Source organism: Paractinoplanes lichenicola, assembly GCF_016785085.1.
Taxonomy (GTDB): Bacteria; Actinomycetota; Actinomycetes; order Mycobacteriales; family Micromonosporaceae; genus Actinoplanes; species Actinoplanes lichenicola.
The window spans coordinates 259,397-275,222 of record NZ_JAENHO010000011.1; the positions used below are offsets into that span (position 1 = coordinate 259,397).

15 protein-coding genes are annotated in these 15,826 nt (G+C 71.7%); 7 read left to right on the forward strand and 8 right to left on the reverse strand.

Annotated features, from left to right (window positions below; genetic code table 11):
- Nucleotides 1–15: 15 nt before the first annotated feature.
- Nucleotides 16–225, forward strand: coding sequence for a hypothetical protein (locus tag JKJ07_RS34950; RefSeq protein WP_202996224.1), 210 nt, complete (start codon nucleotides 16–18; stop codon nucleotides 223–225).
- A gap of 32 nt (nucleotides 226–257) precedes the next feature.
- A complete protein-coding gene (locus JKJ07_RS34955) occupies nucleotides 258–1,130 on the forward strand; it encodes an NmrA family NAD(P)-binding protein (protein WP_202996225.1) in 873 nt (290 codons plus the stop codon).
- 94 nt (nucleotides 1,131–1,224) lie between these two features.
- Here JKJ07_RS34955 and JKJ07_RS34960 read toward each other — a convergent pair whose 3' ends face one another.
- Entirely contained in the window at nucleotides 1,225–1,644 is a 420-nt protein-coding gene (locus tag JKJ07_RS34960; protein ID WP_202996226.1) for a VOC family protein, read from the reverse strand.
- A 1,026-nt stretch (nucleotides 1,645–2,670) separates the two neighbouring features.
- Between JKJ07_RS34960 and JKJ07_RS34965 the strand changes: the two genes are divergently transcribed.
- Nucleotides 2,671–4,857 carry a glycoside hydrolase family 3 N-terminal domain-containing protein gene (locus JKJ07_RS34965; RefSeq protein ID WP_202996227.1) on the forward strand — a complete coding sequence of 729 codons (2,187 nt, stop codon included), beginning with the start codon at nucleotides 2,671–2,673 and terminating at the stop codon, nucleotides 4,855–4,857.
- A 327-nt stretch (nucleotides 4,858–5,184) separates the two neighbouring features.
- Here JKJ07_RS34965 and JKJ07_RS34970 read toward each other — a convergent pair whose 3' ends face one another.
- From JKJ07_RS34970 to JKJ07_RS34980, 3 genes are read right to left on the reverse strand one after another with little or no spacing between them, the layout of a single operon-like run.
- Nucleotides 5,185–6,006: an SDR family oxidoreductase gene (locus tag JKJ07_RS34970; protein ID WP_202996228.1), complete on the reverse strand. Its 822-nt coding sequence runs from the start codon at nucleotides 6,004–6,006 to the stop codon at nucleotides 5,185–5,187.
- Between the two features lie 34 nt (nucleotides 6,007–6,040).
- Nucleotides 6,041–6,853, reverse strand: a complete 813-nt coding sequence (locus JKJ07_RS34975; protein ID WP_202996229.1) for an alpha/beta hydrolase — start codon at nucleotides 6,851–6,853, stop codon at nucleotides 6,041–6,043.
- A 13-nt stretch (nucleotides 6,854–6,866) separates the two neighbouring features.
- Nucleotides 6,867–7,721 carry an alpha/beta fold hydrolase gene (locus tag JKJ07_RS34980; protein ID WP_202996230.1) on the reverse strand — a complete coding sequence of 285 codons (855 nt, stop codon included), beginning with the start codon at nucleotides 7,719–7,721 and terminating at the stop codon, nucleotides 6,867–6,869.
- Between the two features lie 82 nt (nucleotides 7,722–7,803).
- Here JKJ07_RS34980 and JKJ07_RS34985 point away from each other — a divergent pair, with 82 nt between their 5' ends.
- Nucleotides 7,804–8,256, forward strand: coding sequence for a CGNR zinc finger domain-containing protein (locus tag JKJ07_RS34985; RefSeq protein WP_202996231.1), 453 nt, complete (start codon nucleotides 7,804–7,806; stop codon nucleotides 8,254–8,256).
- Between the two features lie 456 nt (nucleotides 8,257–8,712).
- Here JKJ07_RS34985 and JKJ07_RS34990 read toward each other — a convergent pair whose 3' ends face one another.
- The 3 genes from JKJ07_RS34990 to JKJ07_RS35000 are packed head-to-tail and all read right to left on the reverse strand — an operon-like array spanning nucleotide 8,713 to nucleotide 11,926.
- Nucleotides 8,713–9,495 carry an ABC transporter permease gene (locus JKJ07_RS34990; protein ID WP_202996232.1) on the reverse strand — a complete coding sequence of 261 codons (783 nt, stop codon included), beginning with the start codon at nucleotides 9,493–9,495 and terminating at the stop codon, nucleotides 8,713–8,715.
- Complete coding sequence (locus JKJ07_RS34995) at nucleotides 9,492–10,418, reverse strand: ABC transporter permease (protein WP_202996233.1); 927 nt, start codon at nucleotides 10,416–10,418, stop codon at nucleotides 9,492–9,494. Before JKJ07_RS34995 ends, JKJ07_RS34990 begins: the two co-directional genes overlap by 4 nt.
- The gene (locus tag JKJ07_RS35000) at nucleotides 10,415–11,926 is read right to left on the reverse strand and encodes an ABC transporter substrate-binding protein (RefSeq protein ID WP_202996234.1); all 1,512 of its coding nucleotides are present in this window, start codon (nucleotides 11,924–11,926) and stop codon (nucleotides 10,415–10,417) included. The genes JKJ07_RS34995 and JKJ07_RS35000 overlap by 4 nt, the downstream gene beginning before the upstream one ends.
- Nucleotides 11,927–12,178: 252 nt before the next feature.
- Between JKJ07_RS35000 and JKJ07_RS35005 the strand changes: the two genes are divergently transcribed.
- Entirely contained in the window at nucleotides 12,179–12,574 is a 396-nt protein-coding gene (locus JKJ07_RS35005) for a VOC family protein (RefSeq protein WP_236030396.1), read from the forward strand.
- Between the two features lie 66 nt (nucleotides 12,575–12,640).
- The gene (locus JKJ07_RS35010; RefSeq protein ID WP_202996236.1) at nucleotides 12,641–14,041 is read left to right on the forward strand and encodes a PepSY-associated TM helix domain-containing protein; all 1,401 of its coding nucleotides are present in this window, start codon (nucleotides 12,641–12,643) and stop codon (nucleotides 14,039–14,041) included.
- Here the strand turns inward: JKJ07_RS35010 and JKJ07_RS35015 are convergent.
- On the reverse strand, nucleotides 14,038–14,832 hold the full coding sequence (locus JKJ07_RS35015; protein ID WP_202996237.1) for an SDR family NAD(P)-dependent oxidoreductase: 795 nt from the start codon (nucleotides 14,830–14,832) through the stop codon (nucleotides 14,038–14,040). The two genes, JKJ07_RS35010 and JKJ07_RS35015, sit on opposite strands and share 4 nt — an antisense overlap.
- Before the next feature lie 70 nt (nucleotides 14,833–14,902).
- On the opposite strand from JKJ07_RS35015, the gene JKJ07_RS35020 reads away from it, so the two are divergent.
- On the forward strand, nucleotides 14,903–15,826 hold the full coding sequence (locus JKJ07_RS35020) for a LysR family transcriptional regulator (RefSeq protein WP_202996238.1): 924 nt from the start codon (nucleotides 14,903–14,905) through the stop codon (nucleotides 15,824–15,826).

Genomic DNA, 15,826 nt, shown 5'->3' on the forward strand with positions numbered 1-15,826 from the left:
GACTAAACTCCTGGGGTGACCGATCCTGATGAGGATCCGCTGGTTCCTTATCAGGACTCGGATGCCGAACCCGGAACCCGCCGCGGCGACTGGCGATGGCTCATCATCACAGTCGTCGTGCTGCTGGTTCTGTGCGGCGGGGTGGCCGTCGCCCTGAACGCGTGGCTGAGCGACAACGCGGGAAAGGTTCGCGACTCGGTGGCCTCGGTGCGATCCCGCGTCTGAAACTGTCGTACCCCCGGTGTTGCATGGGTGGCATGACGATTGCCGTGACCACACCCACCGGAAATGTCGGCTCCCAGGTCGTCCGTCTGCTCGTCCAGGCCGGCGTGCGACCACGCGTGCTCGTGCGCGATCCTGACAAGCTGCCGCCCGGCCTGCGCCCGCTCGTCGAGGTGGCCCAGGGCGACCTGCTCGACGCCGCCTTCGTGGCCGGGGCGCTGCAGGGGGCCGACGCGCTGTTCTGGGCCAGCCCCGAGTCGTTCACCGCGCCCGACCCGCTGGCCGACATGGTCACGATGGGCGCGCACGCCGCCTCCGCCGTACGGGCCGCCGGGGTCGCCCGGGTGCTGCAGATCAGCAGCGTGGGCGCCGAACGCAAGCACGGCGCCGGTCTGATCGACGGCCTGGCCCGCAACGAGGAGCAGCTGCGCGGCACGGGCGCCGACGTGCTCACGCTGCGCTGCGGCTACTTCTTCACCAACCTGCTCGGCATGCTCGACGCCCTGCGGGCCGGCGTGCTGACCACCACGATGCCCCTCGACCAGCCGCTGACCTGGGTCGACCCGCGCGACATCGGCGAGGTGTCCACTGCCCGCCTGCTGGCCGGCTGGTCCGGCTCCGACATCCAGGCGGTGCACGGCCCGGCCGACCTGTCGTGGTCGTCGGTGGCCTCGATCCTGTCCGCCGCGACCGGCCGCCCTCTGCAAGCCCAGCAGATCACCGACGACGCCTTGCGATCAGCCCTGCTCGAAGCAGGCCTGACCGCGCCCGCCGCGGCCGGGGTCGTGGGCATGACGGCCGGCACCCGCGACGACTTCACGCCCGAACAGAAACGCGACTTCGTCAGCACGACCCCGTCCACGCTGGAGGCCTGGGCCTACACGACGCTGCGCCCGCTGCTGCAGTAACACGGTCCGCCGCCACCGCGGCCGCCTCGAACTAGTGTCGACTGCTCGGTGCCTTTCGGCGCTCCGCACCCGACCCACACGGCGGCGCAGCGGATCAGGCTGCGGCGTGGGTGATGCGCAAGTAATAGCCGTCGGGGTCGAAGAGCCGAAAGTCGCGCAGCCCCCACGGTTGCTCCCGCAACGGCTCGATGGCCAGTTGCCGCACCCGGCAGCGGTCGTGCAGGGCGGCCACCTCCTCCGGCCCGGCCAGTTCGAGCACGATCTCAACGCCGGCACCGCGGCGGTGATCGAGGGCCGCGGCACCGCCGGCGTCCGGCGAGCGCCAGACCCGCCCCGGCCCGGTCTTGTCATGCGCGGAGAGCCCGTCGGCCCGGCCGAGCCCCAACGTCACGTCCCCGCGGCGCAGGCTCGCATAGAACTCCTCCCGCCGAGTCACCTCGAACTCCAGCACATCGGCGTAGAAGGCCGCGCTGACATCGAGATCGTCCACAAAGAGCTCCATCCGCAATCGCATGCCCCGATCATGCCGCCGCGCCGCCGTCCCCGGGTGCCCGCCCAGCCCCTGCCCGCACCACCTCCACCGCTCGACTTCCACCGCCGCGCCTGGTCGTCCCACCTCCGCCGCCGACTTTGCTGTCGCCCCGCCCCTGCCAGCCGCGCCGTGCCGATTCACCCTGCCGCTGCTCCACCTCCAGCGCCGCACCGTGCCGCGCCGTGCCGTGCCGTGCCGCGCCGTGCCGTGCCGTGCCGCCCAACTTTCCGCCACTCCGCCTCCACCGCCGTGCCGCACAACCTTCCGCCACTCCGCCTCCACCGCCGTGCCGCACAACCTTCCGCCACTCCGCCTCCACCGCCGTGCCGTGCCGCACAACCTTGCGCCACTCCGCCTCCACCGCCGTGCCGTGCCGTGCTGCCCAACCCTCCGCCGCTCCGCCTTCACCCCGCGATGTGCCGTGCCGATCCGGATCCACCGCCGTGCGTGGTCGCCGCTCTGCGGCCGCGGCCCCTCGCCCCACCCGCTGCCGCCGGATCCCGCCCGCTACGCGGTCGCCGCGCCGCCCTGCCGCCGCTCCGTATTCATCGCCGTTCCCGGTCGCCCACCCCGCCGTCGCTTCCGCATCCGCTGCTGCGCCTGGTCGCCACTCCGCCGCTTCACCCCGCGACCGCCGCCCACGCCGTGCAGGCCACACCCTGCCGCTGCCCCCGCCGGCCATCCGCCGCCGCATGCTCAGCCCGCCGCGCACCCCACCGCCGGCCAGCAACACGCCTCTGGGTCACGCCCGCCCGCCAACGGCCCGTGACGACGACGCATCTCCCCAGCCACGCCCGGGGCAGGCGGCGGATCTCCCCCAGCCCCGCCATGCCCTGGGCAGGCGGCGCCCGGGCGAGTAGGCTCCGGGCTTACACGTGTAAGCCACCCCGAACGGCAGACGCGATCCCGACCGCCGGGCGATGCTGGGCAGAACGGCCGAAGCCGGCATGTCCCGCCTCGCCGGGCCGGCCAGCGCGGGCCGGTGCGAGACCGAGGAGAAGAGCGCCCATGGCGAACGTCGAGGAACTGCTGGCGCGCATGTCGGCCGAGGAGAAGGCCGCGCAGCTGACGCAGTACTTCTATTTCAAGCTGCCCGCCGACGCCCAGCCCGACCCGGCGCTCGGTGTCGACGTCGACGCCCAGCCGCGCGGCGTCGAGGAGGCCCTGACCCGCGGCGGAGCCGGCTCCCTGCTGTTCGTCACCGACCCGGCCGAGACCAACCGGCTCCAGCGCCAGGCCGTCGAGGGCAACCCCCACGACGTACCGCTGCTGTTCGGTTTCGACGTCATCCACGGGCTGCGCACGATCTTCCCGGTGCCGATCGCCATGGCCGCCTCGTGGGATCTCGACACCATCGCCAAGGGGCAGGCCGTCGCGGGCCGGGAGGCGCGGGCCGTCGGCATCCACTGGACGTTCGCCCCGATGGTCGACATCGCCCGCGACCCGCGCTGGGGCCGCATCGTCGAGGGCGCCGGCGAGGATCCGTTCCTCGGCGCCGCCGTGGCCGCGGCCCAGGTCCGCGGGTTCCAGGAGCACATCATCGCCGGCCCGAAGCATTTCGCGGGTTACGGCGCGGCGGTCGGCGGGCGCGACTACGACGAGGCCAACATCTCCGAGTACGAGTTGTGGAACGTCTACTTCCCGCCGTTCCAGGCCGCGATCGACGCCGGCGCCGGCAACGTCATGACGGCGTACATGGATCTCAACGGCATCCCCGCCTCGGGCAGCCACTGGCTGTTCACCGAGGTGCTGCGCGAGACGTGGGGTTTCGACGGCTTCGTGGTGAGCGACGCCAACGCCGTGAAGAACCTGGTCACCCACGGCTACGCGCGCGACCTGGCCGAGGCGGGCAAGCGGGCGGTCGAGGCCGGCGTCGACATGGAGATGGCGATCAGCGAACCCGCGTACGGCACGATCGCCGGCGCGGTCGACGACAAGGTGCTCGACGAGCGCGCCCGCAAGGTGCTCGAAGCCAAGCAGAAGCTGGGCCTGTTCGACAACCCGTACGTGGATGAGGACCGCGCCCGCGAGATCCTGGCCGACCCGGCCCACCGCGACGCCGCCCGGGTGGCCGCCCAGCGCTCGGCCGTGCTGCTGCGCAACGAGGGCAGCCTGCTCCCGCTCGACGCCGCCGCCCTGGCCTCGATCGCCGTCGTGGGCCCGCTGGCCGATTCCCGCCGCGACATCCTCGGCCCGTGGGTGTTCGACTTCGACCTCGACGAGACCGTCACCGTGCTCGACGGCATCCGTTCCGCGGCCGGCGACGGCATCCGGGTCGACTATGCGCAGGGCGTTCCGGTCACCCAGCGCACGTTCCCGTCCATGTTCGACATGTTCGGCCGCAACCGGCCCGCCGATCCCGAAGGTTTCGACGCCGAGGCCGAGTTCGAGCGCGCGATCAGCGTGGCCACCGCGGCCGACGTCGCCGTCGTGGTCATCGGCGAGTGGCAGAACATGATCGGCGAGGCCGCGTCCCGGTCGTCGCTGGAGCTGCCCGGCCGCCAGCTCGAGCTGTTGCAGGCGGTCGTGGCCACCGGCACCCCGACCGTCGCGCTCGTCATGAACGGCCGCCCGCTCGACCTGCGCTGGGCCGCCGAGCACGTGCCGGCGATCCTCGACATCTGGTATCCGGGCACCCAGGGCGGTCACGCCGTGGCCGACCTGCTCTTCGGCGCGGTCTCCCCCGGCGGCAAGCTGCCCTTCACCTGGCCGCGCACCGTGGGTCAGATCCCGCTGACGTACACGCACACCACGTCGCACGAGCCGGAGAACCAGGCGCGCCGCTACTGGGACGAGGCCAGCACCCCGCTCTTCCCGTTCGGGCACGGCCTCAGCTACGCCACGTTCAGCTACGACGACCTCACGATCACCGAGCATTCCCCCGTACGGGATGGGTCTGTGACTGTGTCGGTCGAGGTGTCCAACGAGTCGGATCGCGAGGCGGCCGAGGTCGTCCAGCTGTACCTGCACCAGCGGCACGGCAGCGCGTCCAGGCCCGTACGGGAGCTCAAAGGTTTTGACCGGGTGATCGTGCCCGCCGGGTCGAGCCGGCGCGTCGAGTTCACGGTCGGCCCCGAGCAGCGGCGCTACTGGAACGCCGAGGCCCGCGACTGGGTGCTCGACGCGTCCACGTTCGACGTCTGGGTCGGCGGCAACTCCCAGGCCGACCTGCACGGCACGTTCCAGGTCGACTAGCTCGTCGCTCGGAGGCCGTCCAGCAGACTGTTCAGGTCCGCGACGACGGCCTCCAGCTCGTCGGGGGCGTCGGCGATGCGCAGCGCCGCCTCGTTCCTCGCGCCCGACAGCACGCGAGCAGCCCCTGCCAGTCGTCTCCTTCCATTGAGGCGGCGTAGGCCACATTTGAAGCCACGCGCTGCTGCACCTGGGCGGTGACCGCCCGGAACAATTCCTTGCGCGCGAGGACTTCGGCCAGCGGCATTTCATCGTCGAGGCCCCCGACGGCGTGCTGGTCGACGTCGTCGTCAACACCGAACCCACCGGCGAGTTCGCCGAGCAGTACCGCTAGCCCTGAGCCTCGATCGCCAGCGGCTGCCACTCGCGCCAGCTCGCCAGCCGCGACTCGTAGTCGGCGGTCGCGATGCCCAGCGGCGCCTCGCCGAAGAACACACGCAGCGGCGGGTTCTCCGCGTCCACGATCTTGAGGATGGCCGTCCGCGTCGCCCGCGGGTCACCCGGGTTCGACACCCGCTTGCGGCGCCCCTCGGCGGCGATCTCGCGCACCTTGTCGTACTCGCCCAGCCGCGTCGCGTGCTTGGCCGACGCCCCACCCCAGTCGGTGCTGAACCCGCCCGGCTCGACCAGCGTCACCTTCACGCCGAAGAGCGCGACCTCCTGGGCCAGGGACTGGCTGAAGCCCTCGAGGGCCCACTTCGACGCGTTGTAGATGCCGATGTTGGGGAACGCGGAGATCCCGCCGATTGACGACACCTGGATGATGTTGCCGCCGCCGCTCTCCCGCAGGTAGGGCAGGGCGGCCTGGGTGACCCACAGCGCCCCGAACAGGTTCGTCTCGATCTGCAGGCGGGCCTCCTCCTCGCTGACCTCCTCGATCATGCCGAACTGCCCGTAGCCCGCGTTGTTGACGATCACGTCGAGCCGCCCGAAGTTCTCGTAGGCCCGAGCCAGCGCGGCGACGACGGCCCCCCGATCGGTCACGTCGAGAGGCAACGGCAAGACCCTTTCCCCGTACGTCTCCACGAGCGCGTCGAGCGAGGAGACGTCCCGCGCCGTCGCCGCGACGCGGTCGCCCCGCTCGAGCGCCGCCTCGGCCCATTCCCGTCCGAAGCCACGGGAGGTGCCGGTGATGAACCAAGTCCTGGCCAAGGGAGGATCCTCTCTAGAAAAGTCACCTCCAGTCTTATCCGGCCGCCTCCCGGATGAACCGGGTTACGTCGTTCGTCACAGCGTCCGCGTTCAGCTCGTTGAACAGCTCGTGCCGCGCCTCGGGATAGGTGCGCTCGACGAACCTCGGCCCGCGCAGGTGCTCGACACCGGCCCGCGAGCCGTCGATCGGAACCAGCGCGTCGGCCTCGCCGTGGATCCACATCACCGGCAGGCCCTCCGGCAGCGCCGGACCCTGCCCGACGGCGTCGATCGACCGTTCCAGGGCCTGCAGGGTCGCGCGCTTGAACGGGCCGTGCCAGACCAGCGGGTCGGCCGCGTACTTCTCGCCCACCGCCGGGTCGCGCGAGAGCGTCGTGATGTCGAGCGGCACGTCCGGGATCTCGTCGAACGCCAGCAGCTGCCCGACCGCGTCCCACCGCCCGACGACCGGGCTCGACAGCACCAGCGCGGCCAGGGTGTTGCCGTAGCGCTGGGCGTAGCGGGCGGCGATCAGGCCACCCATCGAGTGACCGAGCAGCACGACCGGCAGCCCCGGATGCTCGCGGCGCGCAGTTTCGTGCAACGTACGGAAGTCGTCGACCACGTCCTCGAAGTCGCCGATCAGCACCCGCTCACCATCGCTGCGGCCGTGCCCGACATGGTCGACGGCGTACACGACCGCGCCGTCGGCCACCAGCCGGTCGGCCAGCCGCTCGTACCGTCCAACATGCTCCCCGTACCCGTGAGCGATCAGCACGACTCGTACCGGCTCGCCCGTTCCCGACCACGTTCGCGCAGCCAGGTCACCCTGCCGGCCCTGGTACGTCCACTCCCGCGATTCCGCCACGTCCGCCTCCTCGTCACTGTTTCGGCAGGAACTTCCTCATCAGCTCGGCCACCTCGTCAACGGCACTCTCCAGCAGGAAGTGGCCGCCCGGCAACAGGTGAATCTCGGCGTCGGGCAGGTCGGTGGCGAACGCGCGGGCGCCGGCCGGGCCGAAGATCTCGTCACCCTCGCCCCACACGGCGAGCAGCGGCGGCCGGTGGGTGCGGAAGTATTCGTGCAACCGGGGATAGAGCGGCCGGTTGGTGGCGTAGTCGTAGAACAGGTCGAGCTGCACGGCGTCGTTGCCCGGCCGCGACACCAGGGCGAAGTCGTGCCACCACGTCGTCGGGTCGACCAGCGTCTCGTCGGGCACGCCGGTCAGATATTGCCAGCGGATCGCCTCCAGGGTGAGGGCCCCGCGCACGGCCGCCTCGGTGGTGGCGTCACGATGGCGGTGATACTCGAACACGCTCTCCCAGAAGGCCGGGACAAAGCCTTCCTCGTACGCGTTGCCGTTCTGCGACACGATCGCGGTGATCGCCGACGGGTCCCGCAAGGCCAGCCGCCAGCCGACCGGTGCGCCGTAGTCCTGCACGTAGATCGCATAGCGCCGCACCCCGAGCTGATCGAGCAGCCCGGCGGTCAGGTCGGCCAACGCGTCGAACGTGTACGAGAACTCGTCCGTCCCCGGCGCGTCGGACAGCCCGAACCCGAGGTGGTCGGGCGCGATCACGTGGAAGTCGGCGGCCAGCCGCGGAATCAGCTCGCGAAACATGAACGAGCTGGTCGGATAGCCGTGCAGCAGCACGATCGCCGACTTGGCCGGGTCGCCCGCCTCCCGATAGAAGAGCCGCTTGCCGTCGACGACCGCGTACCGGTGAAACACCATCGCTCTAACCTCCATAGACCCGTTTGATAGTTAGAGCCTGCCCCGCCATCGTGTAACCTGTCAACCGGCGATTGGGGGTTAGATGAACGACGTGCTGCTGCTCACGCTGCTCAACAGCACTCCGATGATCGACGGAGTGCGCACCGAGACTTTGCGCCTGGAGGCCGACGACCAGGCCCTGCTCCGGGCCGGCCGCGACACCCTGCAAGACGTGGTCCGCGGCACCCGGCCTGCCTCCGCCCTGACCCCGTTCCTGCAGGATGTGGTGTCCCACCCCGCGATCGAGAACGGCCACCTGACCTGGACCGTCTCGGCGACCAACACCCGCGCCCTGCTGATCGAAGCCATCGAGGCATGGGACGAGCTGGAACGCTCCCGCCCCGGCCGCCTACGCCCCTGCGCGAACGCCGAATGCGCCCTGTTCCTGCTCGACCGCAGCAAGTCGAACAGCGCCCGCTGGTGCTCGATGTCGTCCTGCGGCAACAAACTCAAGGCCCGCCGCCACTACCAACGCAAAACCACCGGCAACGCTTGAGCCACGCCACAGCCGCGACCACCAACGCGAACCCCCGGAGCCACCCCGCCCCGACCGACATCAGGCCACCGGCACCTCCGACGCCACCTGAGCAGCACCTCGGCCGCCACAACCTCCGCAAGCCCTTGCAACGGCCGGCCCGCCACGGCCAAGACCAACTCGAGTCATCGCCAACGCTTGAACCACAGGCCGCCACGACCACCGGCTGCAAACAAGCGGCACCGCCGGGGGCAGCACCCCACCCGGGCGCAGCTGGTGACCGGTGTCTGCGGTTACGACCACGCCTCGAACCCGCATGCGCAAATCCGCACCGCCGCCCCTTCACACGAAGAAGCAGGACGCTGCAGAGCGGAGACGCGGCATACCGAACCGAGACACGCCCTCCCATGTCGAGAGCCGAGGCACGGGCCAGCTCAAGCCGAGACACGAGCGGCCTGGGCCGTGACAACGGCAGCGTCAGGGTGAGCCTCGGTCCGGGTCGAGGCGGCGGCCCACGAGCGTGGTCAGGGTGGCAGTCAGGATGACGGCGGCGGCCGGGGCCAGCACGAGATGCGGGGCGCCGAACAGGTAGGCCCGGCCCTCGGCGACCATCGAGCCCCACTCCGGGGCCGGGGGCTGCACGCCCAGCCCCAGGAAGGACAGGCCGGAGACCGTGAGCAGCGTGCCCGCGAAGCGCAGGAACAGGTGGGCCAGCAGCGGGCCGGCGATGTTGGGGGTGATGTGCCGGATCAGCAGGCGCAGCGGGCCCGCGCCGAGCGTACGGGCGGCTCCCACGTAGTCGCGGGCGGATTCGCGAACCGTGAGGTGGTAGGCCTGGCGGGCGAACGGTGTCCAGCCGACCAGGCACACGGCGGCGACGATCGAGAGCAGGCCGGGCCCCAGGGCGGCCGCCACGAACAGGCCGACGAGGATGGTCGGCAGGGCGGCCAGCATGTCCGCGATGCGCGGCACGACCCGGCCGAGCGGTCCCCCGGCGTAGCCGGAGAGCATGCCGACAGCCGTGCCGAAGAGCGCGGTGACCAGCAGCGTGGCCACGGTCAGGCCGAGCGTGAGCCGGGCGCCGGCGAGCAGGCGGGCGGCGGCGTCGCGGCCCAGTTGGTCGGTGCCGAGCGGGTGGCCGAGCGACGGCGGGGCCAGGATGGCGGAGTAATCAACGGCCAACGGGCCGGGCAGCAAGAAATGCGCCGCCACCGTCACCACCACCAGCAGCGAAGCGAGCCCCAGCCAGCGGCGTCTCATCGGGCCGCCGGGTCGAGCAGCAGTTGCAGCAGTTCGGCGAGCACGCCGGTGAGCAGCGCGATCGCCAGCACGGCCAGGGTGCCGGCCTGGATCACGGGCAGGTCCTGGGCCAGGACGGCCTCGTGCAGCAGCCGCCCCAGGCCGGGGATGCCGAAGACGACCTCGACGACGACCGAGCCACCGATCATCCCGGCGATGAACATGCCGGACAGCGACAGCACGGACGTGGTGGCCAGCCGGGCCGTATGCACCCAGAGCACGCGGCCCGGCGACAGCCCCTTGGCCCGGGCGGTGCGCACATGCGGCAGCTGCCGGACGGCGATGGTCTCGGCCCGCACGAGCTGGGCGGCGAGCGCGGCCGGGTAGACGGCCAGGGTGAGCGCGGGCAGCACGGCGTGGGCCGGGCCGTCCCAGCCGATCGCGGGCAGCCAGCCCGCGTACACGGCGAACACCAGGACCAGCACCGGGGCGACGACGAACTCGGGCACGGACACGCCGACCAGGCCGGCCCCGGTGAGCAGCCGGTCGAGGGGGCCGCCGGGGCGGCGCGCGGCGTACACGCCGGCCGGGACGCCGAGCACGACGGCCAGGCCGAGCGCGAGCGCCGCGAGGACCCCGGAGACGAGCAGCGCGTCGCCGACCGCGGGGCCGACCGGCGTACGGGAAATGAACGACAGCCCCAGGTCGCCGCGCAGGGCCGCGCCGAGCCAGCGCAGGTATTGCTCGGCCCAGCTGCCGTCGAGGCCGAACTCGGCGGCGATGCGGGCCTGCGTGGCCGGGTCGGGCACCTCGGCCGCGGTGCGGGTGCGCAACACCGTGCGGACCGTGTCGGCCCCGGTCATGCGCGGCAGGGCGAACACCGGGACCGTCGCGGCCAGCAGGATCAGCGGCAGCAGGGCGAGCCGCCGCAGCAGCCGGGTCACCCGGCCGGGCGCAGTTTCGGCAGCACCGGCTGGACGCCGAGCGGGTCGGGGACGAAGCCGGTCGCCCCGCGCGAGCCGGCGCTGTTGCTCGGATGCACGATCATGACGCCCACTGCTTGTTCGGTGAGCATCTTCGCGGCCTGAGCGAACACTTTCTGCCGTTCACCGACGTCGGTCGTGCGCGACAAGCCTGCGATCAGCTTGTCGAACGAAGGTGCGCAAAAGTGATCGATGTTGTAGCCACCCTGGCACGTGTAGTCCGAAGTGAGCACGCTCGCGGCGTCGGCGAAGTCGGACAGGTAGCTGCGCGAGTTGAGGAACATGTCGAACTGCCCGGCCAGGATCTTGGGCTCATGGGCCGCGTAGTCACCGACGGTCACCTCCACCTTGATCCCGGCCTCGCCCAGCATGGCCTGGATGGCACTGGCCAGCACCGGCATCTCGGGGCGATTCGGAAACGTCCACAACCGTACGGTCAATGCGCTCTTCCCCGCCTCGGCGAGCAGCCGCTTGGCCGTCGCCACGTCGGCGGCGGGCGGGGCGGCGGTCGCACCCCAGGGCACGGCCGAGCCGAACAGGTCGGACGCCGGCGTGGCCGCACCACCGAGCACCTTGGCGGCCAGGGTGGGCCGGTCAAGCGCGGCCGTTACCGCACGCCGCACCCGCACATCGTCGAACGGCGCGGCCGACTGGTTCATCAGCAGTTCGATAGTGCGCGCGGCCGGATACGACTGCACCGACGCGCCGGCCGACTCGACCTGCGCGATCGAGGCCTGCGGCAGCCCCTCGGCGAACTGCACGTCCCCGGATTGCAGGGCCAGCGCCCGGCTCTGCGGATCGGTCACATAACGCACGGTCACCTTGGCCGCGCCCGCTTTCGGACCCCAGTACGCATCGTTGCGCGAGAGCGTGGCCGAGTCGGCGCCGTTCACCTCGGTCAACACGTACGGCCCGGTGGCTGTTCTCGTCACCGCCGGCGCTGCGCCTTCCCGATACGCCGAGGGCGCCAGGATGCCGAGGTTGCCGCTGCTCATCCGCAGGGGCAGAACCGGATCGGGCTCCTTCGTGCTGATCAGCACGGCGTCCGCACCGTCAGCGCGCACAGTGAAGCCGATGTCGCGCACAGCCCGCGGCGGCGCGGTGACCGTCGAGATGTACGTCAATGCGGTCACCACCGCGTCCGGGGTCAGCGGAGTGCCGTCATGAAACGTCACGCCCGCGCGCAACGTGAACCGCCATGTGCGCGGACTGCTCGTTGGTGTCCATTCGGTGGCGAGTCCCGGCGCGGGCTGCGCGTTCTCGTCGACGGTGGTCAGCGTCTCGGCCACGCCCAGGGTCATCAGCAGTGCGCCGTCGTCGGCGTCGAAGGCGTACGCGGAACGGGGTGGGAACTGCAGGGCGACGGCGAGGGAGTCGCCGGTGGCCGCGGGGCTGCCGCCGGAGCAGGCGGTCAGGGCGGTGAGGAGCAGGCATGCGGCGGCGAGCCGGAGCCGGGCAGGCAGGGTCACAGATACCTTCCTGGGAGCGTCGCGTCCCGTGGGTCAGGGTGAGTGACGGGCCGGGTCTGACTCCCCGCCCGGCTGACAGACCCGGCGAGTAACAGTGGCGCGACCGTGCCGGGCTTGCACCGGCTTCCGACAACCGTCACTTGACGTCGCGCAGTCTAGGCGGTGGTCAGCGCGGTTCCGAGGGCCGCCGTCACACCTGTGGGATGCGCTACGTCAGAGGGATGAAGGCACACACCCATCCCGTACGGAGGAATGACCGTGACACTCGCAGCGAACGCCATCGTGCTCGGAGTGCAGGACCTCGACCGCGCCAAGAAGTTCTACGGCGAGGGCCTGGGGGCGACGATCGTCCAGGACTACCCCGGTTTCGCCATGTTCAGCCTGGGCGAGGGGTCGTCCAACCTCGGCCTGTACGACCGTGAGGCCACCGCGCAGGAGGCGGGCGTCCCGTCCGAGGGCAGCGGCTTCCGGGCCGTCTCGTTCCACCACCTCGTGCAGACGCGGGACGAGGTCGATGACGTGCTGCTGCGGGCCGCGGCGGCCGGGGGCACGATCGTCAAGCCGGCCGAGGCCGCGCAGTGGGGCGGCTATTTCGGCTACTTCGCCGACCCGGACGGCTTCCTCTGGAAGGTGGCGTCGGCCGCTTAGGCGGGAACTTTCCGCGGACGGCGGGCGACCAAAGCAGCGACCGTGTTCCCCGCCCTGAGGTGGCCCATGTCGACTGTCGCCCCGCCCGCCGTCCGGCCCGCGCAGAGCACGCGCGAAACGCGCAGTTTCGGCCCACTGCTGTTACGCCTGCACTTCTACGCCGGCATCTTCGTCGCGCCGTTCCTGTTCGTGGCCGCGCTGACCGGCCTGGCGTACACGCTCACCCCGCAGCTCGACCAGCTCGTCTATGGCCACGAGCTGACTGTGGCGGCCACGGACGGCGCCCCGCGGCCACTCTCCGAGCAGATCACCGCCGCTCAGGCCGCGCACCCCGACGGCACGATCGCGACGATCCGCCCCGGCGAGGGCGACGCCACCACGCAGGTCGACTTCAATGTGCCCGGCCTCGAGAACGACCGGCAGCACACGGTCTACGTCGACCCGTACACGGCCGAGGTCAAGGGCCGGCTCACCACCTGGTTCTCGTACACGCCGCTGATGACCTGGTTCGACGACTTCCACCGCAACCTCCAGCTGGGCGACCTCGGGCGGCACTACTCCGAGTTCGCGGCGAGCTGGCTGGCGATCATCGCGCTGGGCGGGCTCGCGCTCTGGTGGCGGCGGCAACGCAGCGCGCGCAAAATGCTCACTCCCGAGCTGAAAGCGCGCAAAGGCGTACGGCGAACGCGCAGTTTTCATGCGGCGACCGGCGTCTGGCTGAGCGTGGGCCTGCTGTTCCTGTCGGCGACCGGGCTGACGTGGTCGCGCTATGCGGGCGAGAACTTCGGCGCGGCCCTCGACGCCCTCGACTCCCGTACGCCGGAACTGTCGACCGGTGTCGCGGCGCCCAGCGGCGGGCATCACGGCGGCGCCAGCGGGACGGCCACCTTCGACCCGGCCACCGTCGACTCAATCGTTCAGGCCGGGCGGGACAACGGCCTCGACGGACCGCTCGAGCTCACTGTGCCCGCCGACGCGACGACGGCGTGGGCCGTGGCGCAGAACGACGACACCATTCCCGTACGCAAGGACAGGATCGCCGTCGACGGCGCGTCCGGGGCCGTGGTGGACCGCAGCGAATTCGCCGACTATCCCCTGCTGGCCCAGGCGACCAGCCTCGGCGTCTCCGCGCACATGGGCCGGCTGTTCGGCCTGGCCAACCAGATCGTGCTGGCCCTGCTCGCGCTCGGGCTGCTCACCGTGATCGTCTGGGGTTACCGGATGTGGTGGCAGCGCCGCCCCACCCGGGCCCTGGCCGGTGCCCCGCCGCGCCGCGGTGCCTGGCTGCGGATGCCGGCCTGGGGCATCGTCGCCGGCGTTCCCGTGGTGTTCGGGCTGGCCTGGGTGGTGCCGCTGTTCGGCATCCCCCTCGCCGCGTTCCTGCTGGTCGACATCGCGGCCGGGGCGTGGCGGGGCCACCGGCACCCGGAGATCCCGGTCTCCCCGGCGCCGGCGGGTCCTCGCTAGAACGCGGCTTCCGACACGGGCTGCCAGTCGCGCCAGGTTTGCAGCCGCTCGGTGTAGATGGCCTCGATGACCGGGAACAGCCGCCCCAGGATGAGCCGCCGGGGCGGCTGCTCGGCGTCGACCAGCTGCAGGATCACCGGCTTGGTGTTCGCGGGGTCGCCGACGTCGAACTCGGCCGCGGCGCGAGCCTCGTCGTAGTCCGGCAGCTCAGCGCTGCGCCGGGAGCCACGGTCCAGCCAGTCGGTGGCGTACGGGCCGGGCTCGACACACGTGACGTGGATGCCGAACGACTCGACCTCCTGGGCCAGCGACTCGGTCAGCCCCTCCAGGGCCCACTTCGAGGCGTGGTAGGCGCCGATGCCCGGATAGGCCCGCACGCCGCCCTCGCTCGTCACCTGCAGCAGGTGGCCGCTGCGCTGCCGGCGCAGGACGGGCAGGACGGCCTGGCTCACCCAGACCGCGCCGAAGAAGTTCGTCTCCAGCTGCTGGCGCAGCTCGCGCTCGGTCAGCTCCTCGACCATGCCGAAGTGCCCGTAGCCGGCGTTGTTGACCACCACGTCGAGCCGGCCGAACCGCTGCACCGCGGAGTCGACGGCGGCGAAGACCCCCTCCCGGTCGGTGACGTCGAGCTCGAGCGGCAGGACCGTCTGCGGGAACCGTTCCACGAGGTCGTCGAGCGCCTTGACGGTGCGGGCCATCGCGACGACGCGATCGCCGCGCTCCAGGGCCGCCTCGGCCCACAGCTTGCCGAACCCGCTGGACGTACCGGTGATGAACCAGATCTTGGACATGCTTCGAGCCTGGCTCGCTTTCCGGCATGCCACCAGCGAATGATCGTCAGATCAGGTATTCCTTGATGGCATGAGTCTGGATGTGCACCCGCAGCTGCTGCGGGCCCTGCGGGCGGTGCTGGAGACCGGTTCGCTGACCGCGGCGTCCGAGCGCCTGGGCTTCACGCAGTCCGCGCTGTCGAAGCAGATCGCCACGCTGGAGTCCGCCGCGGGCACCCAGCTGTTCCGCCGAGGGCCGCGCGGCGTGGAGCCGACCCCGGCCGCCACCCGGCTCGCCGCCCGCGCGGTCACCATCCTCGACCAGCTCGACGCCGCCTCGCGTGAGCTGGCCGCCGTCGACGCGCCGCTGGACGGCCGGGTGGCGCTGGGCGGCTTCCCGGCCACCGCCATGCGGCTGGTTCCGCAGACCATCGCCCGGGTGCGCGCCGACTACCCAGCCGTCGAGATCGACTTCCTGGAATCGTCGACGCCCGTGCAGATCCGGCGGCTGCGGGCCGGCCGGCTGGACCTGGCGATCCTGGGTGTCGGCGCGGGCCTGCCGGAGTGGGACCTGACCGGGATCGAGCTCGAGCAACTGCCGAGCGGTTCGCTGCTGCTCGCCGTCGGGGCGCGGCATCGCCTGGCCCGCAGCCGCCACGTCGCGGTGACCGACCTGGCCGGCGAGGGCTGGATCGCCGGCCGGGGCGCCCGGGGCGAACCCCAGTTCGGGCCGTGGCCCACCCTCGCCGGCCCGCGCGTGGTGGCCGAACTGGGCGACTGGTCGACGCGGTTGGGCTTCGTGGCCGCCGGGCTGGGCATCACCACGGTCCCGCGGCTGGCCGCCCAGTCGCTGCCGGCCGAGGTCACCTGCGTGGAGGTCGACGACCCGGACTGGACCGGCCGCTCGATGACCCTGGCCCGCATAGGCGCCCTGCCCGCCCCGGCCGCGGCGGTCCGCACGGCACTGCGCCACGAGGCGCGCCGGATCGCCGACTGGACCCCACTGTCGTCCTGA